Origin of the sequence: Streptomyces sp. NRRL S-1022, assembly GCF_000720135.1 — a bacterium.
In the GTDB taxonomy this organism is placed as follows: domain Bacteria; phylum Actinomycetota; class Actinomycetes; order Streptomycetales; family Streptomycetaceae; genus Streptomyces.
On record NZ_JOIU01000037.1, the window covers coordinates 15,429 to 38,980 of the forward strand.

At 71.9% G+C, this 23,552-nt stretch carries 20 protein-coding genes and 1 other RNA gene; 6 read left to right on the forward strand and 15 right to left on the reverse strand.

From position 1 onward, the window contains the following. Window positions 1-47 precede the first annotated feature (47 nt). Complete coding sequence (gene murA / locus IG05_RS0136980; RefSeq protein WP_030348491.1) at window positions 48-1,388, forward strand: UDP-N-acetylglucosamine 1-carboxyvinyltransferase; 1,341 nt, start codon at window positions 48-50, stop codon at window positions 1,386-1,388. Window positions 1,389-1,593: 205 nt separating this feature from the next. Here the strand turns inward: murA and IG05_RS0136985 are convergent, their stop codons facing one another. The 6 genes from IG05_RS0136985 to IG05_RS0137010 form a co-directional block, all read right to left on the reverse strand. After that, a complete protein-coding gene (locus IG05_RS0136985) occupies window positions 1,594-1,875 on the reverse strand; it encodes an HU family DNA-binding protein (RefSeq protein WP_023550134.1) in 282 nt (93 codons plus the stop codon). A gap of 322 nt (window positions 1,876-2,197) precedes the next feature. Continuing rightward, window positions 2,198-3,613: an NAD-dependent malic enzyme gene (locus tag IG05_RS0136990; protein ID WP_030348492.1), complete on the reverse strand. Its 1,416-nt coding sequence runs from the start codon at window positions 3,611-3,613 to the stop codon at window positions 2,198-2,200. Window positions 3,614-3,960: 347 nt separating this feature from the next. Then, complete coding sequence (locus tag IG05_RS0136995; protein ID WP_030348493.1) at window positions 3,961-6,294, reverse strand: HelD family protein; 2,334 nt, start codon at window positions 6,292-6,294, stop codon at window positions 3,961-3,963. 69 nt (window positions 6,295-6,363) lie between these two features. Next, the gene (locus IG05_RS0137000) at window positions 6,364-7,143 is read right to left on the reverse strand and encodes a zf-HC2 domain-containing protein (protein ID WP_324605046.1); all 780 of its coding nucleotides are present in this window, start codon (window positions 7,141-7,143) and stop codon (window positions 6,364-6,366) included. 50 nt (window positions 7,144-7,193) lie between these two features. Continuing rightward, window positions 7,194-7,781 carry a sigma-70 family RNA polymerase sigma factor gene (locus IG05_RS0137005; protein WP_030348495.1) on the reverse strand — a complete coding sequence of 196 codons (588 nt, stop codon included), beginning with the start codon at window positions 7,779-7,781 and terminating at the stop codon, window positions 7,194-7,196. Between the two features lie 229 nt (window positions 7,782-8,010). Continuing rightward, on the reverse strand, window positions 8,011-8,613 hold the full coding sequence (locus IG05_RS0137010; RefSeq protein WP_030348496.1) for a CGNR zinc finger domain-containing protein: 603 nt from the start codon (window positions 8,611-8,613) through the stop codon (window positions 8,011-8,013). Between the two features lie 275 nt (window positions 8,614-8,888). On the opposite strand from IG05_RS0137010, the gene IG05_RS0137015 reads away from it, so the two are divergent. From IG05_RS0137015 to IG05_RS0137025, 3 genes are all read left to right on the forward strand, one after another. Continuing rightward, entirely contained in the window at window positions 8,889-10,262 is a 1,374-nt protein-coding gene (locus tag IG05_RS0137015) for a nitrate/nitrite transporter (protein WP_030348497.1), read from the forward strand. An 87-nt stretch (window positions 10,263-10,349) separates the two neighbouring features. Continuing rightward, window positions 10,350-11,501: a uroporphyrinogen-III synthase gene (locus IG05_RS0137020; protein ID WP_030348498.1), complete on the forward strand. Its 1,152-nt coding sequence runs from the start codon at window positions 10,350-10,352 to the stop codon at window positions 11,499-11,501. A gap of 70 nt (window positions 11,502-11,571) precedes the next feature. Then, complete coding sequence (locus IG05_RS0137025; RefSeq protein WP_030348499.1) at window positions 11,572-11,907, forward strand: hypothetical protein; 336 nt, start codon at window positions 11,572-11,574, stop codon at window positions 11,905-11,907. Here IG05_RS0137025 and IG05_RS0137030 read toward each other — a convergent pair. From IG05_RS0137030 to IG05_RS0137040, 3 genes are all read right to left on the reverse strand, one after another. Next, window positions 11,852-14,020, reverse strand: coding sequence for a bifunctional polysaccharide deacetylase/glycosyltransferase family 2 protein (locus tag IG05_RS0137030; RefSeq protein ID WP_030348500.1), 2,169 nt, complete (start codon window positions 14,018-14,020; stop codon window positions 11,852-11,854). The genes IG05_RS0137025 and IG05_RS0137030 overlap by 56 nt on opposite strands. Before the next feature lie 19 nt (window positions 14,021-14,039). Beyond that, entirely contained in the window at window positions 14,040-15,239 is a 1,200-nt protein-coding gene (locus tag IG05_RS49650) for a hypothetical protein (RefSeq protein WP_234336178.1), read from the reverse strand. A 215-nt stretch (window positions 15,240-15,454) separates the two neighbouring features. Further along, window positions 15,455-16,447, reverse strand: a complete 993-nt coding sequence (locus IG05_RS0137040; RefSeq protein WP_030348502.1) for a LysR family transcriptional regulator — start codon at window positions 16,445-16,447, stop codon at window positions 15,455-15,457. An 84-nt stretch (window positions 16,448-16,531) separates the two neighbouring features. On the opposite strand from IG05_RS0137040, the gene IG05_RS0137045 reads away from it, so the two are divergent. Beyond that, window positions 16,532-17,755 (forward strand): MFS transporter, encoded by a 1,224-nt coding sequence (locus tag IG05_RS0137045; protein WP_199808446.1) that lies wholly within the window; start codon window positions 16,532-16,534, stop codon window positions 17,753-17,755. Between the two features lie 133 nt (window positions 17,756-17,888). On the opposite strand, the gene ssrA is transcribed toward IG05_RS0137045, so the two are convergent. From ssrA to ftsE, 5 genes are all read right to left on the reverse strand, one after another. Further along, window positions 17,889-18,258: a transfer-messenger RNA gene (gene ssrA / locus IG05_RS44170) on the reverse strand. Window positions 18,259-18,371: 113 nt separating this feature from the next. Beyond that, window positions 18,372-18,914, reverse strand: a complete 543-nt coding sequence (gene smpB / locus IG05_RS0137050; protein WP_030348504.1) for an SsrA-binding protein SmpB — start codon at window positions 18,912-18,914, stop codon at window positions 18,372-18,374. An 81-nt stretch (window positions 18,915-18,995) separates the two neighbouring features. After that, complete coding sequence (locus IG05_RS0137055; protein ID WP_199808447.1) at window positions 18,996-20,165, reverse strand: S41 family peptidase; 1,170 nt, start codon at window positions 20,163-20,165, stop codon at window positions 18,996-18,998. A gap of 68 nt (window positions 20,166-20,233) precedes the next feature. Beyond that, the gene (gene ftsX / locus IG05_RS0137060; protein WP_030348506.1) at window positions 20,234-21,151 is read right to left on the reverse strand and encodes a permease-like cell division protein FtsX; all 918 of its coding nucleotides are present in this window, start codon (window positions 21,149-21,151) and stop codon (window positions 20,234-20,236) included. A gap of 40 nt (window positions 21,152-21,191) precedes the next feature. Next, on the reverse strand, window positions 21,192-21,881 hold the full coding sequence (gene ftsE / locus IG05_RS0137065; protein ID WP_030348507.1) for a cell division ATP-binding protein FtsE: 690 nt from the start codon (window positions 21,879-21,881) through the stop codon (window positions 21,192-21,194). A gap of 262 nt (window positions 21,882-22,143) precedes the next feature. Between ftsE and IG05_RS0137070 the strand changes: the two genes are divergently transcribed. Further along, window positions 22,144-22,344, forward strand: a complete 201-nt coding sequence (locus IG05_RS0137070; protein WP_030348508.1) for a hypothetical protein — start codon at window positions 22,144-22,146, stop codon at window positions 22,342-22,344. A gap of 103 nt (window positions 22,345-22,447) precedes the next feature. On the opposite strand, the gene IG05_RS0137075 is transcribed toward IG05_RS0137070, so the two are convergent. Then, the gene (locus IG05_RS0137075) at window positions 22,448-23,407 is read right to left on the reverse strand and encodes a hypothetical protein (protein WP_030348509.1); all 960 of its coding nucleotides are present in this window, start codon (window positions 23,405-23,407) and stop codon (window positions 22,448-22,450) included. Between the last annotated feature and the right edge of the window lie 145 nt (window positions 23,408-23,552).

A 23,552-nucleotide genomic window follows, 5' to 3' on the forward strand; every position in this document is an offset into this window, starting at 1 on the left:
CACAGTGATCGGCCGGCCCCTGACCAACTCATCGGAACGCGAGATTCATGACCGTCAACGACGATGTCCTGCTTGTCCACGGCGGAACCCCGCTGGAGGGCGAGATCCGTGTCCGCGGTGCGAAGAACCTCGTACCGAAGGCCATGGTCGCCGCCCTGCTGGGCGGCGAGCCGAGCCGACTGCGCAATGTTCCGGACATCCGTGACGTGCGGGTCGTCCGCGGCCTGCTCCAGCTGCACGGGGTGACGGTCCGTCCGGGCGAGGAGCCCGGCGAGCTGGTGCTGGACCCGACGCGGGTCGAGAGCGCCAACGTGGCCGACATCGATGCCCACGCGGGTTCCAGCCGGATCCCGATCCTCTTCTGCGGCCCGCTGCTGCACCGCCTCGGCCACGCGTTCATCCCGGGCCTGGGCGGCTGCGACATCGGCGGCCGGCCCATCGACTTCCACTTCGACGTGCTGCGGCAGTTCGGCGCCGTCATCGAGAAGCGGGCGGACGGTCAGTACCTGGAGGCCCCGCAGCGGCTGCGCGGCACGAAGATCCGGCTGCCGTACCCGTCCGTCGGCGCGACCGAGCAGGTGCTGCTGACGGCCGTACTGGCCGAGGGCGTCACGGAGTTGGCCAACGCGGCCGTCGAGCCGGAGATCGAGGACCTCATCTGCGTGCTGCAGAAGATGGGCGCGATCATCGCGATGGACACCGACCGCACGATCCGCATCACGGGTGTGGACAAGCTCGGCGGTTACAACCACCAGGCCCTCCCCGACCGCCTGGAGGCCGCCTCCTGGGCCTCCGCCGCCCTCGCGACCCGCGGCAACATCTACGTCCGCGGCGCCCAGCAGCGTTCGATGATGACGTTCCTGAACACCTACCGGAAGGTGGGCGGTGCCTTCGAGATCGACGACGAGGGCATCCGCTTCTGGCACCCCGGCGGGCAGTTGAAGTCCATCGCGCTGGAGACGGACGTGCACCCCGGTTTCCAGACCGACTGGCAGCAGCCGCTGGTGGTGGCCCTCACCCAGGCCACGGGGCTGTCCATCATCCACGAGACGGTGTACGAGTCCCGGCTGGGCTTCACCTCCGCGCTGAACCAGATGGGCGCGCACATCCAGCTCTACCGCGAGTGCCTGGGCGGCTCCGCCTGCCGTTTCGGCGCGCGCAACTTCCTGCACTCCGCGGTCGTCTCGGGCCCCACCAAGCTCCAGGGCTCCGACCTGGTCATCCCGGACCTGCGCGGCGGCTTCTCGTACCTCATCGCGGCGCTGGCCGCCGAGGGCACGTCCCGCGTCCACGGCATCGACCTGATCAACCGCGGCTACGAGAACTTCATGGAGAAGCTCGTGGAACTGGGCGCGAAGGTCGAGCTGCCGGGCAAGGCGCTCGGCTAGGCATCACGAACGCGAAAGGGCGGCCCCCCTCGACGGGGGCCGCCCTTTCGACGTCTTCAGCCGGTCCGCGCCCGAAGGGGCGCGGGGCCGTGCCGATCTGCGGCTCCGCCGCGCGGGCGCGACCAGCCGGTTGACGGCACCGCCCACGGCGCTTCGCGTCGAACGGCGCTCCAGTGGACCGGCGCCGACGGCGGAGCGCTTCCGCTTACTTGCCCTTGGCGGCTTCCTTGAGCTTGGAGCCCGCGGTGACCTTCACGCTGTAGCCGGCCGGGATGTTGATGGGCTCGCCGGTCTGCGGGTTGCGCGCGGTGCGAGCGGCACGGTGGGTGCGCTCGAAGGTCAGGAAGCCGGGGATGGTGACCTTCTCGTCGCCCTTGGCGACGATCTCGCCGACGGTCTCGGCGAACGCGGCCAGCACGGCGTCGGCGTCCTTGCGGGTCACCTCGGCGCGGTCGGCCAGCGCGGCCACCAGCTCACTGCGGTTCATGTTGTTACTCCCGTGTATTTCTTGCCGTTGGGGTGTGCCACGCGGCGGAGCCGCCCGAAGCACTGCGATGCCGATGCGCTCGCGCCCTTGGGGGTGCCCCCGGGGACTGTGTCCCTGGAGGAGCATCCTGCCCCTACCTGCGGCGGGAAAGCCAATCCGGCACCCGTAGGAGTCGTGAGAACACCCTGGGGAGTCACACGAAAAGCGCCCGCTCGGCCGTCACCCTAGAGCGCGTCCGGCACCTGGCCGTTCCACGACGCGCCGGTACGGGGGGCTGCCGTGGTGATGCTCACAGCCCCCTGCACATTACGACACGCCGTGCTCAGACGGTCGCGCCGGCCGCCTTGGCGGCCTCGCGGACCGCTCCGGCGACCGCGCCCGCGACCTTGTCGTTGAAGACGCTGGGGATGATGTAGTTCGCGTTGAGCTCGTCCTCGGTGACCACGTCGGCGAGGGCCTTCGCGGCGGCGAGCATCATCTCGGTGTTCACCGTGCGGGACTGCGCGTCCAGCAGGCCGCGGAAGACACCCGGGAAGACCAGCACGTTGTTGATCTGGTTCGGGAAGTCCGAGCGGCCGGTGGCCACGACGGCCGCCGTCTGCCGGGCGATCGCCGGGTCGACCTCGGGGTCCGGGTTCGCGAGCGCGAACACGATGGCTCCCTCGGCCATGGCGGCCACGTCGGTCCCGTCCAGGACGTTCGGGGCGGAGACACCGATGAAGACGTCGGCGTCGCGCACGGCCTCCTTCAGGGTGCCGGTGAGGCCCTCGGGGTTGGTGTTGTCGGCGATCCAGCGCAGCGGCGAGTCGGCCGGGGCGTTCACCAGGTCCTCGCGGCCGGCGTGGACGACACCGTGGATGTCGGCGACGACGGCGTTCTTCACCCCGGCGGCGATGAGCAGCTTGAGGATAGCCGTGCCGGCCGCGCCGGCGCCGGACATGACGACCCGGATGTTCTCGATGGCCTTGTTCGTGACGCGCAGGGCGTTGGTCAGGGAGGCGAGCACGACGATGGCGGTGCCGTGCTGGTCGTCGTGGAAGACGGGGATGTCGAGGGCCTCGCGCAGCCGGGCCTCGATCTCGAAGCAGCGCGGCGCGGAGATGTCCTCCAGGTTGATGCCGGCGAAGCCGGGGGCGATCGCCTTGACGATCTCCACGATGGCGTCGGTGTCCTGGGTGTCCAGGCAGATCGGCCAGGCGTCGATGCCGGCGAAGCGCTTGAAGAGGGCCGCCTTGCCCTCCATGACGGGCAGCGCGGCCTTGGGGCCGATGTTGCCGAGGCCGAGCACGGCGGAGCCGTCCGTCACGACCGCAACGGAGTTGCGCTTGATGGTGAGGCGGCGGGCGTCCTCGGGGTTCTCGGCGATGGCCATGCAGACGCGGGCCACACCGGGCGTGTAGACCATGGAGAGGTCGTCACGGTTGCGGATGGGGTGCTTCGACGCCATCTCGATCTTGCCGCCGAGGTGCATCAGGAACGTACGGTCGGAGACCTTGCCCAGCGTGACGCCCTCGATGCCGCGGAGCTTCTCGACGATCTCCTCGGCGTGGGCCGTGGAGGTGGCCGCGATGGTGACGTCGATACGGAGCTTCTCGTGACCGGACGCGGTGACGTCGAGGCCGGTCACCGAGCCTCCGGAGGACTCCACGGCGTTGGTGAGCTGCGAGACGGCGGTTCCGCTCGCCAGCACCTCCAGCCGGATCGTCATCGAGTAGGAGACGCTGGGCGCCGTTGCCATGGCCGACTTCCTCTGCTTTCACCGTGTCGCGTGTTGTGCCGTCCGATCGTCGCACCTACCGCGGAGTACGCGGTAGTCGCCCCGGATTGCGGACGTTGTGTTCATGAGCGGTGGCCGATTTCGGAAAACCACTTCCACCATACGAGAAACGATCAGGCAAAGAAAGAGACCCACGTCACGATTCGTGACGTGGGTCTCTCTTCCGTTCATGACACCGACCCGCCATGCTCGCCTCGCGGCAAGTGGTCCCTCTGAGGGACGAAGGTTGGGCCCGGGGGCTTGGATCGGGCCGGTGCCACACCCAGGCTAACAAACGGATCCGGCAAGGCCATTCCCGTGCCCGGGACTCAGTCCCGGAGCAGGTCCGCAACCCCCGCCGCGTCCGGCTCGTCCCGGTCCCCCGACACCACCGTGAGCTGCTGGGTGGCCCGGGTCAGCGCCACGTACAGCACGCGCAGGCCGGCCGGCGACTCGTCGGCGATCTCCGCGGGCGAGACGACGACCGTCGCGTCGTACTCCAGGCCCTTGGCCTCCAGGCTGCCCAGGGCCACCACGCGGTCGCCGAGCCCGGCCAGCCAGCGCCGGGCCTCCTCGCGCCGGTTCATCGCGACGACCACACCGACCGTGCCGTCCACCAGGTCCAGCAGCCGCTCCGCCTCCGCGCGCACGGTCCGCTCCAGGGAGCCCTGGACGACCGCGAAACGCGGCTCGACCCCGGTGGACCGTACGGCGGACGGCGCCTCGGAGCCGGGCATGGCGAGCGCGAGCACCCGGGCGGCCAGCTCGGCGATCTCGGCCGGGTTGCGGTAGTTGACGGTGAGCTGGAAGCGGCGCCGGGGCCGGGTGCCGAGGGCCTCGTCGCGGGCCTCGGCCGCCTCGTCCGGGTCGGACCAGGAGGACTGCGCCGGGTCGCCGACGACCGTCCAGGTGGCGTGCCGGCCGCGGCGGCCGATCATGCGCCACTGCATCGGCGTGAGGTCCTGCGCCTCGTCCACGATGACGTGCGCGTACTCGGTGCGCTCCTGCGCCAGCCGCTCGGCCCGCTCGCGCTGGGTCTCCTCGCGCACCGGCATCAGCTCCTCCAGGCCGGTGAGCTGGTCCAGCGGATCGAGTTCGCGCTTCTTGCGGGGGCGGGCCGGGGCGCCGAGGATCGCCTGGAGTTCGTCGAGCATGGCGACGTCGTGCACGGAGTGGCCGGCCCGCCTCAGCGAGCGGGCCACCTTGCGGACCTCGCCGGGGTTGAGGATCCGCCGGGCCCAGCGGCCCAGCCGCTTCTCGTCGGCCATCGCGGCGAGCACGGCCGCGGGGGTCAGCTCGGGCCACCAGGCGTCCAGGAAAGCGATGAAGGAGTCCTCGCCGGTGACGTCCTCGTCGAAGGACGAGCGCAGCTCGGCGGCCAGCTCCGGGTCGGTGTGCCGGGCGGCGCCGCCGGACCTGGCCCACAGGGCGTCCAGCAGCAGCCTGCGGGCGCGCGGGCGGAGCAGGTTGACGGGCGCGGTGCCGCCGAGGGCGGTACGGCGGATACGTTCCAGCTCGTCGGCCTCCAGCTCCAGCCGGCGCCCGAAGGCGACGACCCGGAGCCGGGCGGGCGGGCCGGTGACCGTCTCCCCCTCCGGTGCGGCCGGGCCCAGCTCCAGGGCTCCCCGGGCGGCCTTGCGCAGCACCTTCAGCATCCGGTACGAGCCCTTGGCGCGGGCCACGGCCGGGGAGTCGTACAGGGTGGCCTCCGTCCCGTCGACCAGCGAGCCGATGGCTCGGATCGCGACCTGGCCCTCCTCGCCCAGCGAGGGCAGCACGCCCTCGGTGTAGGCGACGAGCAGCGGGGTCGGCGAGACGATCAGGATGCCGCCCGCGTAGCGTCTGCGGTCCTGGTAGAGCAGGTAGGCCGCGCGGTGCAGGGCGACGGCGGTCTTGCCGGTGCCCGGGCCGCCCTCCACGTAGGTGATGGAGGCGGCGGGGGCCCGGATGACCAGGTCCTGCTCGGCCTGGATGGACGAGACGATGTCCCGCATGGTGTGGCTGCGGGCCTGGCCGAGGGCGGCCATCAGGGCGCCGTCGCCGATGACGGGCAGCTTCCGGCCGTCGAGGAAGGCCGTCAGCTCCGGCCGCATCAGGTCGTCCTCGACGCCGAGCACCCGGCGGCCCTTGGAGCGGATGACCCGGCGCCGCACCACCCGGCCCGGGTCCACGGGCGTGGCCCGGTAGAAGGGGGCGGCGGCGGGGGCACGCCAGTCGATGACCAGCGGGGAGTAGTCCGCGTCGAGGACACCGATCCGGCCGATGTGCAGGGTCTCGGCGATGTCGGCGGTGTTGTCGGGCCGTACCGCGCCCTCGGCCGCCTCCACCGCCGTGTAGGCCCCGTCGGGCCCCTTCTTGCCGTCCTTGCCGAGGAGCAGGTCGATCCGTCCGAAGAGGAAGTCCTCGAACTCGTTGTTCAGCCGGTTGAGGTGGACGCCGGCCCGGAAGACCTGCGCGTCCCGCTCGGCGAGTGCCCCCGGGGTGCCGACCTGGCCGCGCTTGGCCGCGTCGTGCATCAGGAACTCGGCCTCGTGGATCTTCTCCTCCAGCCGCCGGTACACCCGGTCCAGGTGTTCCTGTTCGACGCTGATCTCCCGGTCACGGACGGAATCGGGTGCGTCCTGTACCGAGCCGACCGCGGACTGCTGAACCTGAGCGGCCACCGGGCCCCCTTCTGACGTGCTGGGCAGCCGTCAACCGTACGCGAAGGGGGCCCGTCGAAGCTACGCCGGCTACGCGTCCACCTGGACCAGCTTCTTGCCCTCGAACGTGACCACCTCGAAGTGGTCGATCTCGTTGGGCTGGAAGGCCGCGGCCCCGCCGATGTACAGCGGTTGCTTCGACTGCTCGGTCTGGGCGTCCGGGATGCCGTACCCCCAGTTCGGCACCGACCACGACGACATGGTGACGCGCTGCCCGTTCTTGGCGACGAGTACCAGGGAGCACTTCAGCGGGCCCTTGACGTTCTTCAGCTCCAGGACCGCCTGCGTGCCCCACTCCTTCTGCGCCATGGCGACGGTCGCGCTGACGTGGGTCGACGCGTCCGTGGCGGACTTCTTGTCGGCCATGGTCCTGAAGGTCGCCTGGGCCGGGGTGGCGGTGACCTGCCCGCCGGTGTCCGAGCCGCCGTTCACCGCGACCGCGGCCAGCGGTCCGGCGATGATCAGCGCGGCCGCCGCGGCGATCATGTAGAAGCTGCGCCGGCGCTTCTGGGCGCGCTTCTCGGCGACCTCGTCGACCAGCTTCTCCACCAGCCGCGGGCTGGGCTTGGCGGACAGCGACTCGCCGATCGCGGGCGTGCTGCCGGAGCCGGGCAGGTCGGCGAGCGCGGCGAGCATCGGCTCCATCCCGGCCAGCTCGTCCAGCTGCTGGGCGCACCACTCGCAGCCGGCGAGGTGCGCTTCGAAAGCGGTTGCCTCGGCGTCGTCGAGAATCCCGAGGGCGTAGGCGCCGACGGTCTCGTGCTCGCTCGGCACCGAAGATCCCTGACTGGGGTTCATGGGCCCAGACATACCCGGACCACCCGGTCCGAATCCCTGCATTCCCCCGTACCCGTTGCTCATCACGCCGTCACCCCCCGCTCCTCCAGTGCCAGCTTCATCGACCGCAGGGCGTAGAACACCCGGGAGCGGACCGTGCCGCTCGGTATGCCCAGCGTCTCGGCCGCCTCGTTGACGGTACGCCCCTTGAAGTACGTCTCGACGAGCACCTCCCGGTGGGCCGGGGTCAGGTCGTCGAGCGCGTCAGACAGCGTCATCAGCCACAGCGCCTTGTCGATCTCGTCCTCCGCGGGGATGACCTCCAGCGGCGACGGATCGACCTCCTGCGGCCGGGCCTGCCGGCTGCGGTGGCCGTCGATGACGATGCGGCGCGCGACCGTCACCAGCCAGGGGCGTACCGAACCGGTCGCCCGATTGAGCTGACCGGCGTTCTTCCAGGCACGGATGAGCGTTTCCTGCACGACGTCCTCGGCGCGCTGCCGGTCTCCGGCGACCAGCCGCAGGACATACGCGAGCAGGGGCCCCGCGTGCTCCCGGTACAGGGCACGCATCAACTCCTCGTCGGGTTCGGAGGGCTGCGATGAGGACATGCGATGTCGGGCCCTCGCTCCACGTTCATTGGCCACGGCCGCATCCTTGCGCACGCCCACCTCCGGTGTCCGGGGGTCCCCCCAGTCGGTCGCTCGCCCACCTGTACGGACCCCGGTGCGCGAGCGTTCAAACCGGAGTGACAGATTTCTCTGGAGTGGCGTGACGAGCGGGACATGGGCGCACATTCCCACCGCATGATCTTTACATTTCCGGCACATCGCCGAGGGCGGCCCGCGAGGCTCGTGTACGGGCCACCTAAAACCCGGTGTTACGGAAATCACTTCCGTCTCAGGCGCGCGCCAGTGCGGCCCGCCGCCGGTGCCGGGCCACCCGCTCCCGGTTCCCGCACACCTCGCTGGAGCACCAGCGCCGGCGCCGGCCGCGGGAGGTGTCGAGGTACACCAGCGGGCAGTCGTCCCCCTCGCACTCGCGCAGGGCGGCCCGCGCGACGGGATCGGTGAGCAGCTCCACGGCGTCCCGGGCGACGACGGCGAGCAGCGCGGCACAGCCGGGCGGCCCCGCCAACTCCCGTACGAGACGGCCGTCCTCCCCGCGTACGGCGCGGGGCACCGGGGTCGCGGCCCGCGCGGCCTCGTTCACCCGGGCCAGCGCCCGCCCGTACGCCGGCGTCTGCGCTCCCGGCCCGTCCCGCGTCCCCCGCACCAACAGCCCCACGTGGCCCCGCAGTTCCCGGAAGCCGGTCAGCCAGGAGTCGTCGGCGGGGCCGAGCGCCGTACCGCCGGGCACGAGCCCGGCGCCGCCGATCCACGCGCACAACGCGCCGACACCGTCCAGCCGTTCGCCCGGATACGAGGTGGCGAGGAGATCCAGGCACACCCGCCCGGCGTCGAACCGCGGCTCGTGCGCGGAGGGGGCGCTCCCGAGTGCCATGTGCCAGTCACCGCCTAGGCAGGAACCGTGCGGGGTCTCCCCCACAGTGCCCGCGCGGAGCGGACACCGGAACCCCCCGTGCCGCACCGGCCCCCGCCCCGCCGGTCACCGGGGCGGGCGGCACGCCTCACCGGCGGGTCCCCGGCCGAGTGAGAGCAACGTTCCCTTCCGGTCACCGGCGGCCACAGGACGGAAACCCGGCCTCCCTACCTTCGGGCTCAGTCAGTGGTCGGCAGACCGAGCAGACCGAGCAGCCGGAGCACCGTGGAGGCGTGATGACACCCCCAGCCCCAACCCGTCGCAGTGGCCGCTGGATCGAGCGCTGGGACCCGGAGGACGAGGGATTCTGGCAGGCGACCGGGGAACGGACCGCCCGCCGGAACCTGTGGTTCTCCGTGCTCTCCGAGCACATCGGCTTCTCCGTCTGGACGCTGTGGTCCGTGCTGGTGCTGTTCATGGGCCCGGAGTACGGCCTCACCCCGGCCGACAAGTTCCTGCTGACCTCGGTGGTGACCCTGGTCGGCGCGGTGGCCCGGGTGCCGTACACCTTCGCCGTGGCCGTCTTCGGCGGCCGCAACTGGACGGTCGTCTCCGCCAGTCTGCTGCTGATCCCGACCGTGGCCGCGTTCACGGTCATGGAGCCCGGGACGTCGTACTCCACCTTCCTCCTGGTGGGCCTGCTGGCCGGCATCGGCGGCGGCAACTTCGCCTCCTCCATGACCAACATCAACGCCTTCTTCCCGCTGCGGAAGAAGGGCTGGGCGCTCGGCCTCAACGCGGGCGGCGGCAACATCGGCGTGCCCGTCATCCAGCTCATCGCGCTCGCCGTCATCGGCGCGGGCGGCGGCCCGCGCGTGCTGCTCGGGATCTACATCCCGCTGATCGTCGTCGCCGCCGTCATGGCCGCGCTGTTCATGGACAACCTGGCCTCGGTGAAGAACGACACCGGCGCGGCCAAGGACGCCGCCCGGGACGCCCACACCTGGATCATGGCCTTCCTGTACATCGGCACCTTCGGCTCCTTCATCGGCTACAGCTTCGCCTTCGGCCAGGTGCTGACGAACGGGTTCGGCCGGACCCCGCTGCAGGCCGCGTACCTCACCTTCATCGGCCCGCTGCTAGGCTCCCTCGTCCGCCCCCTCGGCGGCCGGCTCGCCGACCGCTACGGCGGCGCCCGCATCACCCTGTGGAACTACGTCGGCATGGCCGCCGCCACCGCCGTGCTCATCGTGGCCGGCATGCAGAAGTCGCTGGCGCTGTTCGTGTCCGTGTTCGTCGTCCTCTTCGTGCTGAGCGGGCTCGGCAACGGGTCGACGTTCAAGATGATCCCCGGCATCTTCCAGGCCAAGGCGCTGGCCAAGGGCCTGGAGGGCGAGGCCGCCGTCGCCCACGGCCGGCGGCTGTCCGGCGCGTCCATGGGCCTGATCGGCGCGGTCGGCGCGCTCGGCGGAGTCGGCATCAACCTCGCCTTCCGCCAGTCCTTCCTCTCCTACGGCTCCGGGACGGGCGCGTTCGTCGCCTTCCTCGCCTACTACGGTGTCTGCTTCGCGGTGACGTGGGCCGTATACCTTCGCCGCCCGGCCGGCCGGGTCACCGCGGCAGCGGCCGCTTCACAGGAGAAGACCCAGCTCAGCTATGCCGAGGTGTGACGTAACACCGGTGACATCATGCCGAACCGAGCCTGTCACGCTTCGTTGACAGGCTCGTTCGGCGTGCCGGTCAGCTAGGAGAGCCCCATGTACGACGAAGAGCAGCAACCCGAGCACGGCCCCCTCGCCGGGTTCACCGTGGGCGTCACCGCCGCGCGCCGGGCCGAGGAACTGGGCGCCCTGCTCCAGCGGCGCGGCGCCACCGTCCTGCACGCCCCCGCGCTGCGGATCGTGCCGCTCGCGGACGACGGCGAACTGCTCGCCGCCACGAAGGAGATCATCGACCAGGTGCCGGACGTGGTCGTGGCCACCACCGCGATCGGCTTCCGCGGCTGGGTCGAGGCCGCCGACGGCTGGGGCCTCGGCGAGCAGCTCCTCGGCCGGCTGCGCGGGGTACGGCTGCTGGCGCGCGGCCCGAAGGTGAAGGGCGCGATCCGCGCGGCCGGCCTCAGCGAGGAGTGGTCGCCCTCCTCGGAATCCCTGGCCGAGGTCCTCGACCGGCTGCTGGAGGAGGGCGTCGACGGCGACCGCGTCGCCGTACAGCTGCACGGGGAACCGCTCCCCGGCTTCGTCGAGTCGCTGCGGGCCGCCGGCGCGGAAGTGGTACCCGTCCCGGTCTACCGCTGGATGCCGCCCGAGGACCTCGGCCCCCTGGACCGCCTCCTGGACGCGGCCGTCACCCGCGGCCTGGACGCCCTCACCTTCACCAGCGCCCCCGCCGCCGCCTCGCTGCTCTCCCGCGCGGAGGACCGCGGCCTGCTGGACGAGCTGCTGGCGGCCCTGGCCCACGACGTCGTCCCGGCCTGCGTCGGCCCCGTCACCGCGATCCCCCTCCAGGCCCGCGGAGTGGACACCGTCCAGCCGGAGCGGTTCCGCCTGGGCCCCCTGGTCCAGCTCCTGTGCCAGGAACTCCCGTCCCGGGCCCGCTCACTGCCCGTCGCCGGCCACCGGGTGGAGATCCGCGGCCACGCGGTCGTCGTCGACGGCGAGCTGAAGCCGGTCCCGCCGGCCGGCATGTCCCTCCTGCGCGCCCTGGCCCACCGCCCCGGCTGGGTGGTGCCCCGCGCCGACCTGCTCCGCGCCCTGCCGGGCGCGGGCCGCGACGAACACGCCGTCGAAACGGCGATGGCCCGCCTCCGCACGGCCCTCGGCGCACCGAAGCTCATCCAGACGGTGGTGAAGCGGGGCTACCGCCTGGCACTGGACCCGGCGGCGGACGCCAAGTACGCGGACGCGTGAGGCACCGGAAAGCCTCTGGAACTGCTCAAGTCGTTTGGAGCGGGCCGGGCCCGGGCGTCAGCATGATCGTATGAAGGGACTCACGGGATTCGGCAGGAAGCAAGACCTCGTGCTGGTCATCCGGGACTCCGACGTGGTCGCGGCGGCGCTGCGGGAGGCGCTGGCCGGGGCCTCGCAGGAGGAGCGGGCGGGACTGGAGCGGGCGGTCGCGGTCGTCGGGGCCACCGCCGGTGCGAGCGAGGGGCGGTTGCGGGCCGACTGGGTGCGCGGCCGGCTGGCCGACGTCGGTTTCGGCGGCGACATCGAGTCCGTCGCCGCCGTCAAGGCGTTGCGCCAGGCCGAGCCGGGGCTCAGTCTGCTGGCCGCGGTGCAGTTGCAGAAGGAAGCGGTGGCCCACCCGCGGTAGCGGCCGGCGGCGCCGCCACCCCGCCCGTGCGGCGCAGCTTCTGCCAGCGCAGCCGGCCTCCCGTCAGGGCGGTGATCCAGGACTGGAGCAGGACGACGTACATGAGCTGGCGGTAGAGGAGCTGCTGGAGCGGGAGGGACAGCAGCGGGGTGAGGGGTTCGCGGTCGAGGTGGAAGGCGTAGGCCGCGCAGGCCGCCTGCACGGCGAGGACGGCGAACCAGGCGGCGATCGTCTTCGCGGTCGGTCCGAACACCAGGCCGTAGACGAGGAACAGGTCGATCAGCGGGGCCAGCAGCGGGGCGACCACCATGAACAGGGCGACCAGGGGCAGGCCGACCCGGCCGAAGCGGCCCGAGGGACCCCGCTCGAACAGGGCGCGGCGGTGCTTCCAGATGGCCTGCATGGTGCCGTACGACCAGCGGTAGCGCTGGGACCACAGCTGCTGGACGGACTCCGGCGCCTCCGTCCACGCGCGGGCCTTCTCGGCGTACACCACGCGCCAGCCGTCGCGGTGCAGGGCCATCGTGACGTCGGTGTCCTCGGCGAGCGTGTCGTCGCTCATGCCGCCGACGCGCTCCAGGGCGGACTTCCGGAACGCCCCGACCGCGCCGGGGATGGTCGGCATGCACCGCAGGACGTCGTACATCCGGCGGTCCAGGTTGAAGCCCATCACGTACTCGATGTGCTGCCAGGCGCCGATGAGCCGGTTCTTGTTGCCGACCTTGGCGTTGCCGGCGACGGCGCCGACGCGCGGGTCGGCGAAGGGCTGGACGAGTTCACGGACGGTGGCCGGTTCGAAGACGGTGTCGCCGTCCATCATCACGACCAGGTCGTACCGGGCCTCGGCCAGGCCTCGGTTGAGGGCGGCCGGCTTGCCCGCGTTGGCCTGGCGGATCACCCGGACCCCGGGCAGGTCCAGCGCCTCGACGAGGTCGGCCGTGCCGTCGCCGGAGCCGTCGTCGATGACCAGCACCTCGACGGGGTGCTCGCCGCGGGTCAGTGAACGGACGGTGTTCTCGATGCACTTGGCCTCGTTGTACGCCGGCACCAGCACCGACACCGGCTCGGTCACCGGCCCGTCGCCCCAGCGGAAGCCGGGGCGCCGGGTGCGGCGGGCGTGCGCGCCGGACAGCAGCAGCATCAGGCCGAAGCGGGCGAGGACGAGGCAGCCCACGACGGCCAGGCCCACCACGAGGACGGCGGTGAGGTGGTCGGCGCCCTTCACCAGCGCGACCCACGCCCTCCCCTTCCACAGGTCGAGGCCCGTGACGGGGGTGTCCGCGCTGGGCGCCCGCAGCGCTTCGGTGAGGGTCGGGAAGGTGTAGCCCTGCTGCCGGAGCCGGGGCAGGAGCGCGTCGAGCGCCTGCACGGTCTGGTGCCGGTCGCCGCCCGAGTCGTGCATGAGGACGACCGCGCCCCGGCCCCCGTGCGGGGTGGCGTTGCGGACGATCCGCGCGACGCCCGGCTTGCGCCAGTCCTCGCTGTCGGTGTCGTCGACGACGGTGAGGTAGCCGCGGCCGCCGATGTACCGGGTGACGGGCCAGGACCGGTTGTCGAGGGCGTCCGCGGAGGAGGAGTACGGCGGCCGGAACAGCGAACTGCGGATGCCGGCCGCTCCGGCGAGCGCCAGCTGGTTCTGGGACAGCTCCCAGTCGATGCGCCGCGTGGAGTGGTACGACAGGTCGGGGTGGTCGAAGGTGTGCAGGCCGACCTCGTGGCCCTCGGCGACCATCCGCCGGACCAGCTCCGGGTGGCGGGAGGTCATGGTGCCGGTGACGAAGAAGACCGCGTGCGCGTGGTGCTTCTTCAGTACGTCGAGCACCTTCGGGGTCCAGGCCGGGTCGGGGCCGTCGTCGAAGGTGAGGACGATGCGGTGGTCGGGGATGCGCAGGCTGCTGCTGCGGCCGTGCCGGGTGTCGATGACCGGGCCGCCGTCCAGGATCCGCCGCGGCACCTCGTCGTTCGCCGCGGCGGGCCGGATGCGGTGGTCCGCGAGGATCTCGTTGTGCACGTAGCCGCGCAGCATCAGCATCGCCAGGGTCGCGCCCAGGACCAGGAGGGGCAGCAGGTAGCGCAGCGGCAGCCGGGGGCGGCGCCGGGGATGTGAAGCCATCTGAGGGTGTTCCGCCTGGTCAGAGGGAGAGCTTGGGGTGCGGGTGCCGGGTGCGGCCGGGCGGGGTGTGGGTACGGCCCGGCGGGGTCGGCGTGGGCGTCGCGGCGGTCGCGGTGCCTGAGGCGGACGGTGCCGGGGTCTGTGCGGCCGAGGACACGGCCGGGGAGGGGGACGCCGTGCTGCCGGGCGCGGAGGAGGTGCCGGCCGACGGCTCACCCGAGGCGGAGACGTCGGCCGCGGCGGGCGAACCGTTGCCCGGTATGGCGGTACCGGTCACCACGGTGCCCACGGCCGGCCCGGTCACCACACCGGTGCCAGGCGGCGTCGGCGTCGGCGTCGTGGAGGCGCTGGGCAGCGGGGAGGTGTCCACCTTGCTCGCCGGCCTGTCCTGCTTCTGGCCCGGCACCGGAAGCCAGGGGGCGGCGGAGTTCCCGGACAGCAGGGTGGCGACGATGACGGCGGCGTACCCCGCGCAGACGACCGCCACGGCCTGCCCGAGCCGGCGGAAACGGCGGCTGCGCCGGCCCGACTCGTCCACGAAGACCGGCCCGTCGGACCCGCGCGCCCCGTCCACGGCCACCACCGTGCCCGGGAGCCCGAGCCGCACGTCACCCAGCCGAACGGTCACGTCCACCGACTCGGTCACACCCACGCCGCCCGGACCGGGAGCGGCGGCAAGGACCGCCGCATCGGCGAGGGTCCCCGCCCCCTCGCCAGCCACCACGCCAGCCTCCTCGGTACCGACGGGCACGGAGGGCACGGAGGGCACGGAGGGCTGGGAGGGCTTGGACGACTGGTACGGCTCGGCCGGCTCGGGGTGCTCGGCCGGCTCAGGGTGCTCGGTCCGCTCCGACGGCTCTGCGGCCTCGCCGGGCTCGGATGCCACGGAAGCCTCCGCCGCCCCGGCGGACTCGGCCGGCTCGGCGAGCTCGCAGCGCCGGGGCGCCTCGGAGGGTGCCGACGGTGCGCGGGACTCCGAGGGCACGGGCGCCTCGGAAGACTCCACCGCGTCGACGGACTGGGCGGGCGCGGCAGACTCGCCGGGCTCGGATCCCGTGGGCTCGGATTCCGTGGGCTCGGATTCCGCAGGGGTCTTCGCCTCGGCCTCGTCCGTGGACGCGCCCGGGGCTGCGGGCCGTACGTCGTCCGGCTGGGTCCTCGTGTCGTCCGGGCCGGAGGCCGGCGCATCGGCGACGGGAGTGGGCGAAGGGACGCGCACCGCGTCCGGATCCGTTCGCTCTTCGCCCTCGGCCACCGGCTCGACGAGCCCCGTCGACGCCGTTGACCGTGCTTCTGGTTGGGCGCCTTTCGGCCACTTTTTCACGCGCTTACATCCCCCCACGGGACAGGTCCGGGCGTACTCACGATCGCCATTACCACCTGTGCCCGGGCCATGAATGTAGCGCACGCGAAGGGGTGCTGCGCGCTGGGTCGTCACGGGTGGACGCCGCCCCCTTCCGGGTTCATCACCTCCTCGTCCGTGGCCGGAATCCATCCGCCGACAGGCCGCCGCAGCCACCCTTCCTCCCGTGCGATCTCGGCCACCGCCGTCCGCAGTGCGGTCAGTCCGGGATGAACCAGCCCCTTCCGCCACACCAGGGAGACGGGCGACAGCGGGACGGGGTCGACGAGGGGACGCCGTACCGTGCCGGGCAGGGGCGGGAAGTCCACGACGGCCAGTACCGGCGTCCGGGTCTTCGCCATGATGCGGCCGAACTCCTCGTCCCCGACGGCCAGCGGGAGGGGCGGGGCGAGCCGGACGGCGTGGTCCGCGAACAGCCGCTGGGCCAGGTCGGTCCACTCCCGGGTGCGCGGGTTGCCGGCCCCGGCGTAGACCGTCTCCCCGGCGAGCGCGGACAGCGGCACCCGGGCCGCTCCGGCCAGCGGGTGGTCCTCGGGCAGGACGACGGCCATCGGCTCGTACCGCACCGGCTGCTGCGCCAGGCCGGAGCGGAGCCCCGGGTCGAGTCCGGCGAACCGGCCGAAGGAGACGTCGAGGCGGCCGGCGAGCAGTTCGGCGGCGGCTCCGGTGAGGCCGCTCTCGTAGCGGGCCATCAGCTCGCAGTCGGGGGCGAGTTCGCGGGCCCGGTGCAGCACCCGGCGACCGGTGACCAGGCCCGACGTGTTGAGGTCGACCAGCAGCGGGCGGCCCTGGCCGGCGGCGAACGCGCTCAGCAGGTCGTCCTGGGCGGCGAGGACGCGGCGGGCGTGGGGCAGCAGGCGCTCGCCGTCGGCGGTCAGCGTGACCTGCCGGGTGGTCCGGACGAACAGCTCGGCACCCAGCTCCCGTTCCAGCCGCCGTACGTCCCGGCTGAGCGCCTGCTGGGCGACGTACAGGCGGGCCGCGGCCCGGGTGAAGTGCAGTTCCTCGGCGACGGCGACGAAGGCGCGCAGCAGCCGGGGGTCTATGTGGGCGGGGGCGGACATGGCGGTGAACCTACAACGTGGGTGCGTGAATCGGCACGCGGAAGGTGTTGGACCCGGTGATCCGCTCCGGGTGACCGTGGAGCCATGCCGCAACAGACCACCGAAGACAGACCGGGACCGGTATCCGGTGAAGCCCCGGAACCGACCGGGTACCGCCGCCTGTTCAGCCTCCCCGGCGCCCGCGCCTTCACCACCGGCAACCTGCTGGCCCGCCTGCCGATGGGCATGTTCGGCGTGAGCGCGGTGGTGATGATCGCCGGTTCCCGTGGCTCGTACGCCCTCGCCGGTGCCGTCTCGGCGACCGGGCTCGCGGCGACCGGGGTGGCCGGGCCCTGGCTCGCCCGGCTGGTGGACCGGCACGGGCAGGCCCGCATCGCGCTGCCGGCCACGGTCGTCGCCGTGCTGGGCAGCCTCGCGCTGCTGCTGTGCGTCCGCTACGACGCCCCCGACTGGACCCTGTTCGCCGCCTACGCCGGCACCGCGGCCACCCCGAACATCGGCGGTCTGTCCCGCGCCCGCTGGGCCCACCTGCTGCGCGACGAACCCGGCGCGCTGCACACCGCGAACGCGTTCGAGCAGGCCGCGGACGAGCTGTGCTTCATGCTCGGACCGGTGCTGGCGTCCTTCCTGACCGGCACGTTCTTCCCGGAGGCGGGCACGCTCGCGGCGGCGGCGCTGCTGCTCGCCGGCATGCTGCTGTTCCTCGCCCAGCGGGCGACCGAGCCGCCGCCGGCGGCCCGTTCGCCGGCGCCCTCGCCGCTGCGCAGCCCGGGCATCCCGCCGCTGCTGGCCTGCTTCGTCGCGACCGGCGCGGTGTTCGGCTCGATGGAGCTCGTCACGATCGCGTACGCCGACGGGCAGGGCCATCGGGCGGCGGCGGGTGCCGTGCTCGCGCTCCAGGCGGCGGGGTCGTGCGCGGCGGGCCTGGCGTACGGTGCGCTGAAGCCGGCGAGGCTGCGGCTCGGGCAGTGCCTGGCGGGGATGACCGTACTGATGGCCCTGCCGTGGCTGGCCGCGGGCCTCACCGGATCGCTCTGGGCACTGGCGGCGGCACTGCTGCCGGCGGGTATGGCGACCGCGCCGACGATGGTCACGGCGATGACCCTGGTGCAGCGGCGCACCCCGGCCGGCCGCCTCAACGAAGGGATGAGCCTGATGGTGACGGGCCTGCTCACGGGCGTCGCCTGCGGCTCGGCGGCAGGAGGGTGGGCGGCGGAACACCTCTCGGCCACCACCGGGTACGCCGTGCCGCCCGCGGCGGCCGGTCTGGCGCTGCTGATCCACGCCGGCCGGCCGCGACGGCGATGAGCGCCCGGCGCGGCGCGGGGAACTGTGCGCGACGAGCCGCGGCGCACCCGCACCCGCACCCGGCAAAGGCGAAGGCCCCGTCACCGGAAAGCGACGGGGCCTTGCCCACATGGGGTCGGCCCCCGGAGGGGCCTCGTGGAGATGGCGGGAATCGAACCCGCGTCCAACGGTGCGGAATCAGGGCTTCTCCGTGTGCAGTCCGCTGCGATTTTCTCGGCCCCGGAGATCACGCGGACAAGTCTCCGACGGGCTCAGTCACTGTTTGATTTCCCTCTACACCCCGTGACCGGGCCTAGAGGTTTAGTTCCCTAGCTGATGCCAGGATCCGGGTCGGGAACAGCCCCGGGCTGACACTTCGCAAGTCGCTACTTAGGCAGCGAGGGCGAAGGAATCGCGCTTGGTGTTGGCGATTATTTTTTGCGACATATGGTTTACGAGATCATTGCCGCTTCCTCGACACGCTTCCCCTGCTTCGACAGCCGCTGTCGAAACCGATCATCCCCATGTTGATTTTTCAAGTCCCTCGGTGGAGGGTGTGCGCACCCTCTGTGGAGTGCGCTGCCATCGTACGTGACCAACGCCCGACGATGCCAGCCTATTCCCGGCGGCCGGCCGGCTAGCCGGCGCGCTGCCTGCGCTTCGCCGCCGCGATCGCCCGGTCCGACTCCCGCCGGTCCTGCTTCTCCCGCAGCGTCTGCCGCTTGTCGTACTCCTTCTTGCCCCGGGCCAGGGCGATCTCGGCCTTCGCCCGGCCGTCCTTGAAGTAGATGGCGAGGGGCACGATCGTGTGTCCCGTCTCCTGGGACTTCGACTCCAGCTTGTCGATCTCCTCGCGGTGCAGGAGCAGCTTGCGCTTGCGGCGCGCGGAGTGGTTGGTCCAGCTGCCCTGGTGATACTCGGGGATGTGGGCGTTGTGCAGCCACGCCTCACCCCGGTCGATCTGGACGAAGCCGTCGGTCAGCGAGGTCCGTCCCTCGCGCAGCGACTTGACCTCCGTGCCCATGAGCACGAGCCCCGCCTCGTAGGTGTCGACGATCGCGTAGTCGTGCCGGGCCTTCTTGTTCTGGGCGACGATCTTGCGCTTGCCGCCCTTCTCGCCGTCCCTGGCCTTGGCGGCCCCGCCGCCCTGCTTGGGCTGGGACTCCTTCGGTACGTACATTCCCTTGCTCATAGTGCCGCCCATTTTCGCACCACACAGGGGGTGTGCGTACAGCCGATTACGCGTGCCCGTCCGGTGTGGCTACGACGGGTCGCCCAGGCCGGTGAGGACCGTCCCGGCCCGCTCCAGGGCGTGCGCGCCCGCCTCCAGGTCGGGGGTGATGCCGCGGCCGTCGACCGTGTGCCCGGAAGGTGTGCGGTAGTGGCCGACGGTCAGCTCGGCCACCGACCCGTCGGGCAGCTTCGTCGGCATCTGGACGGAGCCCTTGCCGAAGGTGCGCGAGCCGATCACCACCGCGCGGCCCCGGTCCTGGAGGGCGCCGGTGAGCAGTTCGGCCGCGCTCATGGTGCCGCCGTCGACGAGGACGACCAGGGGCCGGGTGGTGTCGCCGCCCGGGGCGGCGTGCAGGGCGCGCTGGGCGCCGTCGACGTCGTAGGTGGCGACTAGGCCGCCGTCCAGGAACGCGGAGGCGGTGTCCACCGCCTCGGTGACCAGGCCGCCGGAGTTGCCGCGCAGGTCCAGGACGGTCCGGCCGTCGGCCGGTGCGCTGCGCAGGGCCTCGCGGACCGCGTCGGCGGAGCCCTTGGTGAAGGCGGCGATCTTCAGGACGGTGACCCCGTCGGGCAGCCGGCGCACGGTCACGGAGTCGGTGGACAGCCGGGCCCGGTGCAGTTTCTCGGTCCACACGCGCGTGCCGCGCTCCAGGCCGAGGGTGACCGTCGTACCGGCGGGGGCGTCCTCGGAGTCACCGCGGAGTAAGGCGACCACCTCGGTGACCGGCCGCCCGTCGGCCTCGTCGCCGTCGACGCTGCGCAGCCGGTCGCCGGTGCGGATCCCGGCGTCGGCGGCGGGCGAGCCGGGCTGCACCCGGGTCACCACGATCCGGCCGTCCGTCTCCTGCCGGGCCCACAGGCCGACGCCGGTGTAGCGGCCGTCGAGCGCGTCCTGGAACTCCTGGTACTCGCCCTCGGAGTAGACCGCGGCCCAGCGGTCCCCGCTGCGGCTGACGGCCCGTTCGGCGGCCTCCATGGGGGACTTGCCGTCGGCCATCGCCTCGGCGGCGGCCTTCTCGACGGCCTCGTGCCGGGTGGCCGTACCCGACGGTCCGACGGCGGTACGGCGCGCGGTCCCGTCGGACTCCGGGAAGGAGCCGGTCGCTACGCCGGCGACCAGCACCCCGGCGAAGACCAATGTCAGGGCGGCCCCACGGCGGATGCGGCGGGGCTGACAGAACAGGTCACGGCCTGACATGGCGGCGAGTCTAGGGCAACGCGAAGGGGCCGTACGGCCGGATGCCCGTACGGCCCCCTTGGCATGCGTCACACCTTCAGGTACTTGCGCAGTGCGAAGAAAGCGGCGAGCGAGGGCATCAGCACACTGGTGGCGAGGATCAGCGGCAGCTTGGTCAACACGGCGTCCCAGCCCACGAAGTTGATGAGCGTGAGCTTGTGGGACAGCTCCATGCCGTGGTCGATGGTGAAGTACCGGCCCACGACGAGGGCGACGCAGGCGAGGCCACCGCCGATGAGTCCGGCGACCGCGGCCTCGGCGATGAACGGCGCCTGGATGTAGAAGCCCGAGGCACCGACCAGGCGCATGATCCCGGTTTCGCGCCGTCGGCTGAACGCCGAGACGCGCACGGTGTTGACGATCAGCAGGAGGGCGACGATCAGCATCATCGCCATCACGCCGAGCGCGCCCCGGTTCATCAGGTTCAGCAGCTGGAAGAGGTTGTCCAGGATGCCCTTCTGGTCCTGCACCGACTGCACGCCGTCGCGCCCGTTGAACGCGGTCGCGATCACCTGGTACTTCTGCGGGTCCTTGAGCTTGATCCGGTACGACTCCTGCATCTGGTCCGGCGTCAGCGAGCCGGCCAGCGGGGAGTTGCCGAACTGCTCCTTGTAGTGCTTGTAGGCCTCGTCCTGCGACTCGTAGGTCACCTTCTCGACGACCGGCATCCCGTGCAGGTCCGCGAGGATCTGCTTCTTCTGGTCCTCGGTGACCGCGCCCTTGGCGCAGTGCACGTCGTTCTCCGCGTCGTGCTTGTTGCACAGGAAGATCGAGACGTTGACCTTGTCGTACCAGTAGCCCTTCATGGTGCTGACCTGGTCGCTCATCAGCAGCGAACCGCCGAACAGGGCCAGGGACAGGGCGACGGAGACGATGACGGCGAAGGTCATCGTCAGATTGCGGCGGAGACCGACACCGATCTCCGACAGGACGAACTGGGCGCGCATGGCGGGGTCTTCAGGCCTTTCGGGAACTGGGTGCTTGCGGTCAGTGCTGGTAGCCGTAGACGCCGCGGGCCTGGTCGCGGACGAGGCGGCCCTTCTCCAGCTCGATGACGCGCTTGCGCATCTGGTCCACGATGTTCTGGTCGTGCGTCGCCATGATGACGGTGGTGCCCGTCCGGTTGATGCGGTCGAGCAGCTTCATGATGCCGACGGAGGTCTGCGGGTCGAGGTTGCCGGTGGGCTCGTCGGCGATGAGCAGCTTGGGGCGGTTGACGAACGCGCGCGCGATGGCGACGCGCTGCTGCTCACCACCGGACAGCTCGCCGGGCCTGCGGTCCTCCTTGCCGCCGAGCCCGACGAGGTCGAGCACCTGCGGCACGGACTTGCGGATCTCGCCGCGGGACTTGCCGATGACCTCCTGGGCGAAGGCCACGTTCTCCGCGACCGTCTTGTTCGGCAGCAGCCGGAAATCCTGGAAGACGGTGCCCAGCTGGCGGCGCATCTGCGGCACCTTCCAGTTGGACAGCCGCGCGAGGTCCTTGCCCAGCACGTGCACCTGTCCGTGGCTGCACCGCTCTTCGCGGAGGAGGAGCCGCAGGAAGGTGGACTTTCCGGAGCCGGAGGACCCCACGAGGAAGACGAACTCGCCCTTCTCCACCTCCAGGGAGACATCCCTGAGTGCGGGGCGGGTCTGCTTGGGATAGACCTTGGAGACGTTGTCGAATCGGATCACGGATGCACCACGGGTCGCCGGGGGTAGATGAGCGTGACCATACGCGAACCCGGTGTGCAAGTGCAGTCGCAGGTTGAGGTTGGGCAAGACTTGTACGTTTTTGTACCGGCCCCTTCCCGTGCCCCGTTCTCCCGGGCCCCGCGCACGCTCCGCGGGAACCTGGCACAGTGGAAGGAAAACGAAGGCGAACGGGAGCGAGGGGGAACGTTCCCGTTCCGGCGAACGTTGTACATGTGATGGCCGGTGCAAGGAGGGCGAGCGCATGACGTACGACCGGTTGGTGTGCGCGAACTGCGCGTCGCCTGTGAGTGAGGGCCGGTGCCCGGTGTGCCGTGCCAACCGCGAGCGACTGCAGCAGGAGGGCTTCTTCGGAGGCCTGAACGGGCTGAACCCGATGGCGCTGATCGCGCTGCTGGCGGTGTTGATCGCCGCGGTGGCGCTGCTGGCGCACCAGACCGCGTGACCGGACGGAAGAGCCCGCACACAGCGTCGTAAGGGCCCGGAGCGCGAAGCTCCGGGCCCTTACGTGTGCGACGTACGTGCCGTGCGTGACCGGGTGGCTACGGTCAGGCGGCGGCGCCGCCCCGGCCGGTCACCAGGCGCGGGAGGACGCGGAAGCCGATGCCGCCGGCGATCATCGTCGCGGCGCCGACGAGCAGGAACGCGGTCTGGCCGGCACCGGTCTCGGCGAGCTGCTTGCCGCCGCCCTGGACCGAGTCGTCGGAGCCGGTCGCGGTCAGCGCCGAGGAGCCCTCGTTCTGCGGGACGTTGTTGTTGCCGCCCTCGGGGGAGGTGTGGTTGCCGCCGGTCTCACCGGTGGTGCCGGTGCCGCCGTCGGTGGAGCCCGAGGAGCCGCTGCCGGTGGTGCCGGAGCCACCGTCGGTGCCGCCGTCGGTGGAGCCCGAGGAGCCGCTTCCGCTGGTGCCGGTCGTACCGGTGGTGCCGGTCGTGCCAGTGGTACCCGTGGTGCCGGTCGTGCCCGTGGTACCGGTCGTACCAGTGGTACCGGTCGTACCCGTGGTGCCGGTCGTACCCGTGGTGCCAGTGGTGCCGGTCGTACCCGTAGTACCGGTGGTACCCGTGGTGCCGGTCGTACCGGTCGTACCGGTCGTACCGGTGGTGCCAGTGGTACCCGTGGTGCCAGTGGTACCCGTGGTGCCCGTCGTACCGGTCTCACCGTTCGTACCGGTCTCGCCATTGGTGCCGGTCTCACCGTTGGTGCCGGTCTCACCGTTGGTGCCGGTCTCGCCGTTCGTACCGGTCTCACCGTTGGTGCCGGTCTCGCCCGTCGCGCCGCCCGAGCCGTCGGTGCCGCCGGCGGTGCAGATGCCGATCGGGCAAGGGTCGCCGCCGCCGTCGGTGTTGCCGCCGTCGGCGCCGACACCGCTCACGCCGAGGCTGATCGGGCCCGCCTGGACATCGAGGTCCAGGGCGGAAGCCGCGCCGGCGGCGGTCAGTGACGCCCCGGCCGCGATCACGGCGCCGGCGGCTATCCGCGCGACCCGGATCCGCGTCTTCTTCGTCATATGGTTGCTACCCCCAGTAGCTGTTCGTCAATGAGGCGGCGCGATGGGGTGCCGTGATCGACGGAGGCAGCTGGTGACGAAGCGCGTCAACTCGATCCCCCGGTTCACATACGCCCCTCAAGTACGCATGCCGCGCCTCACCCTT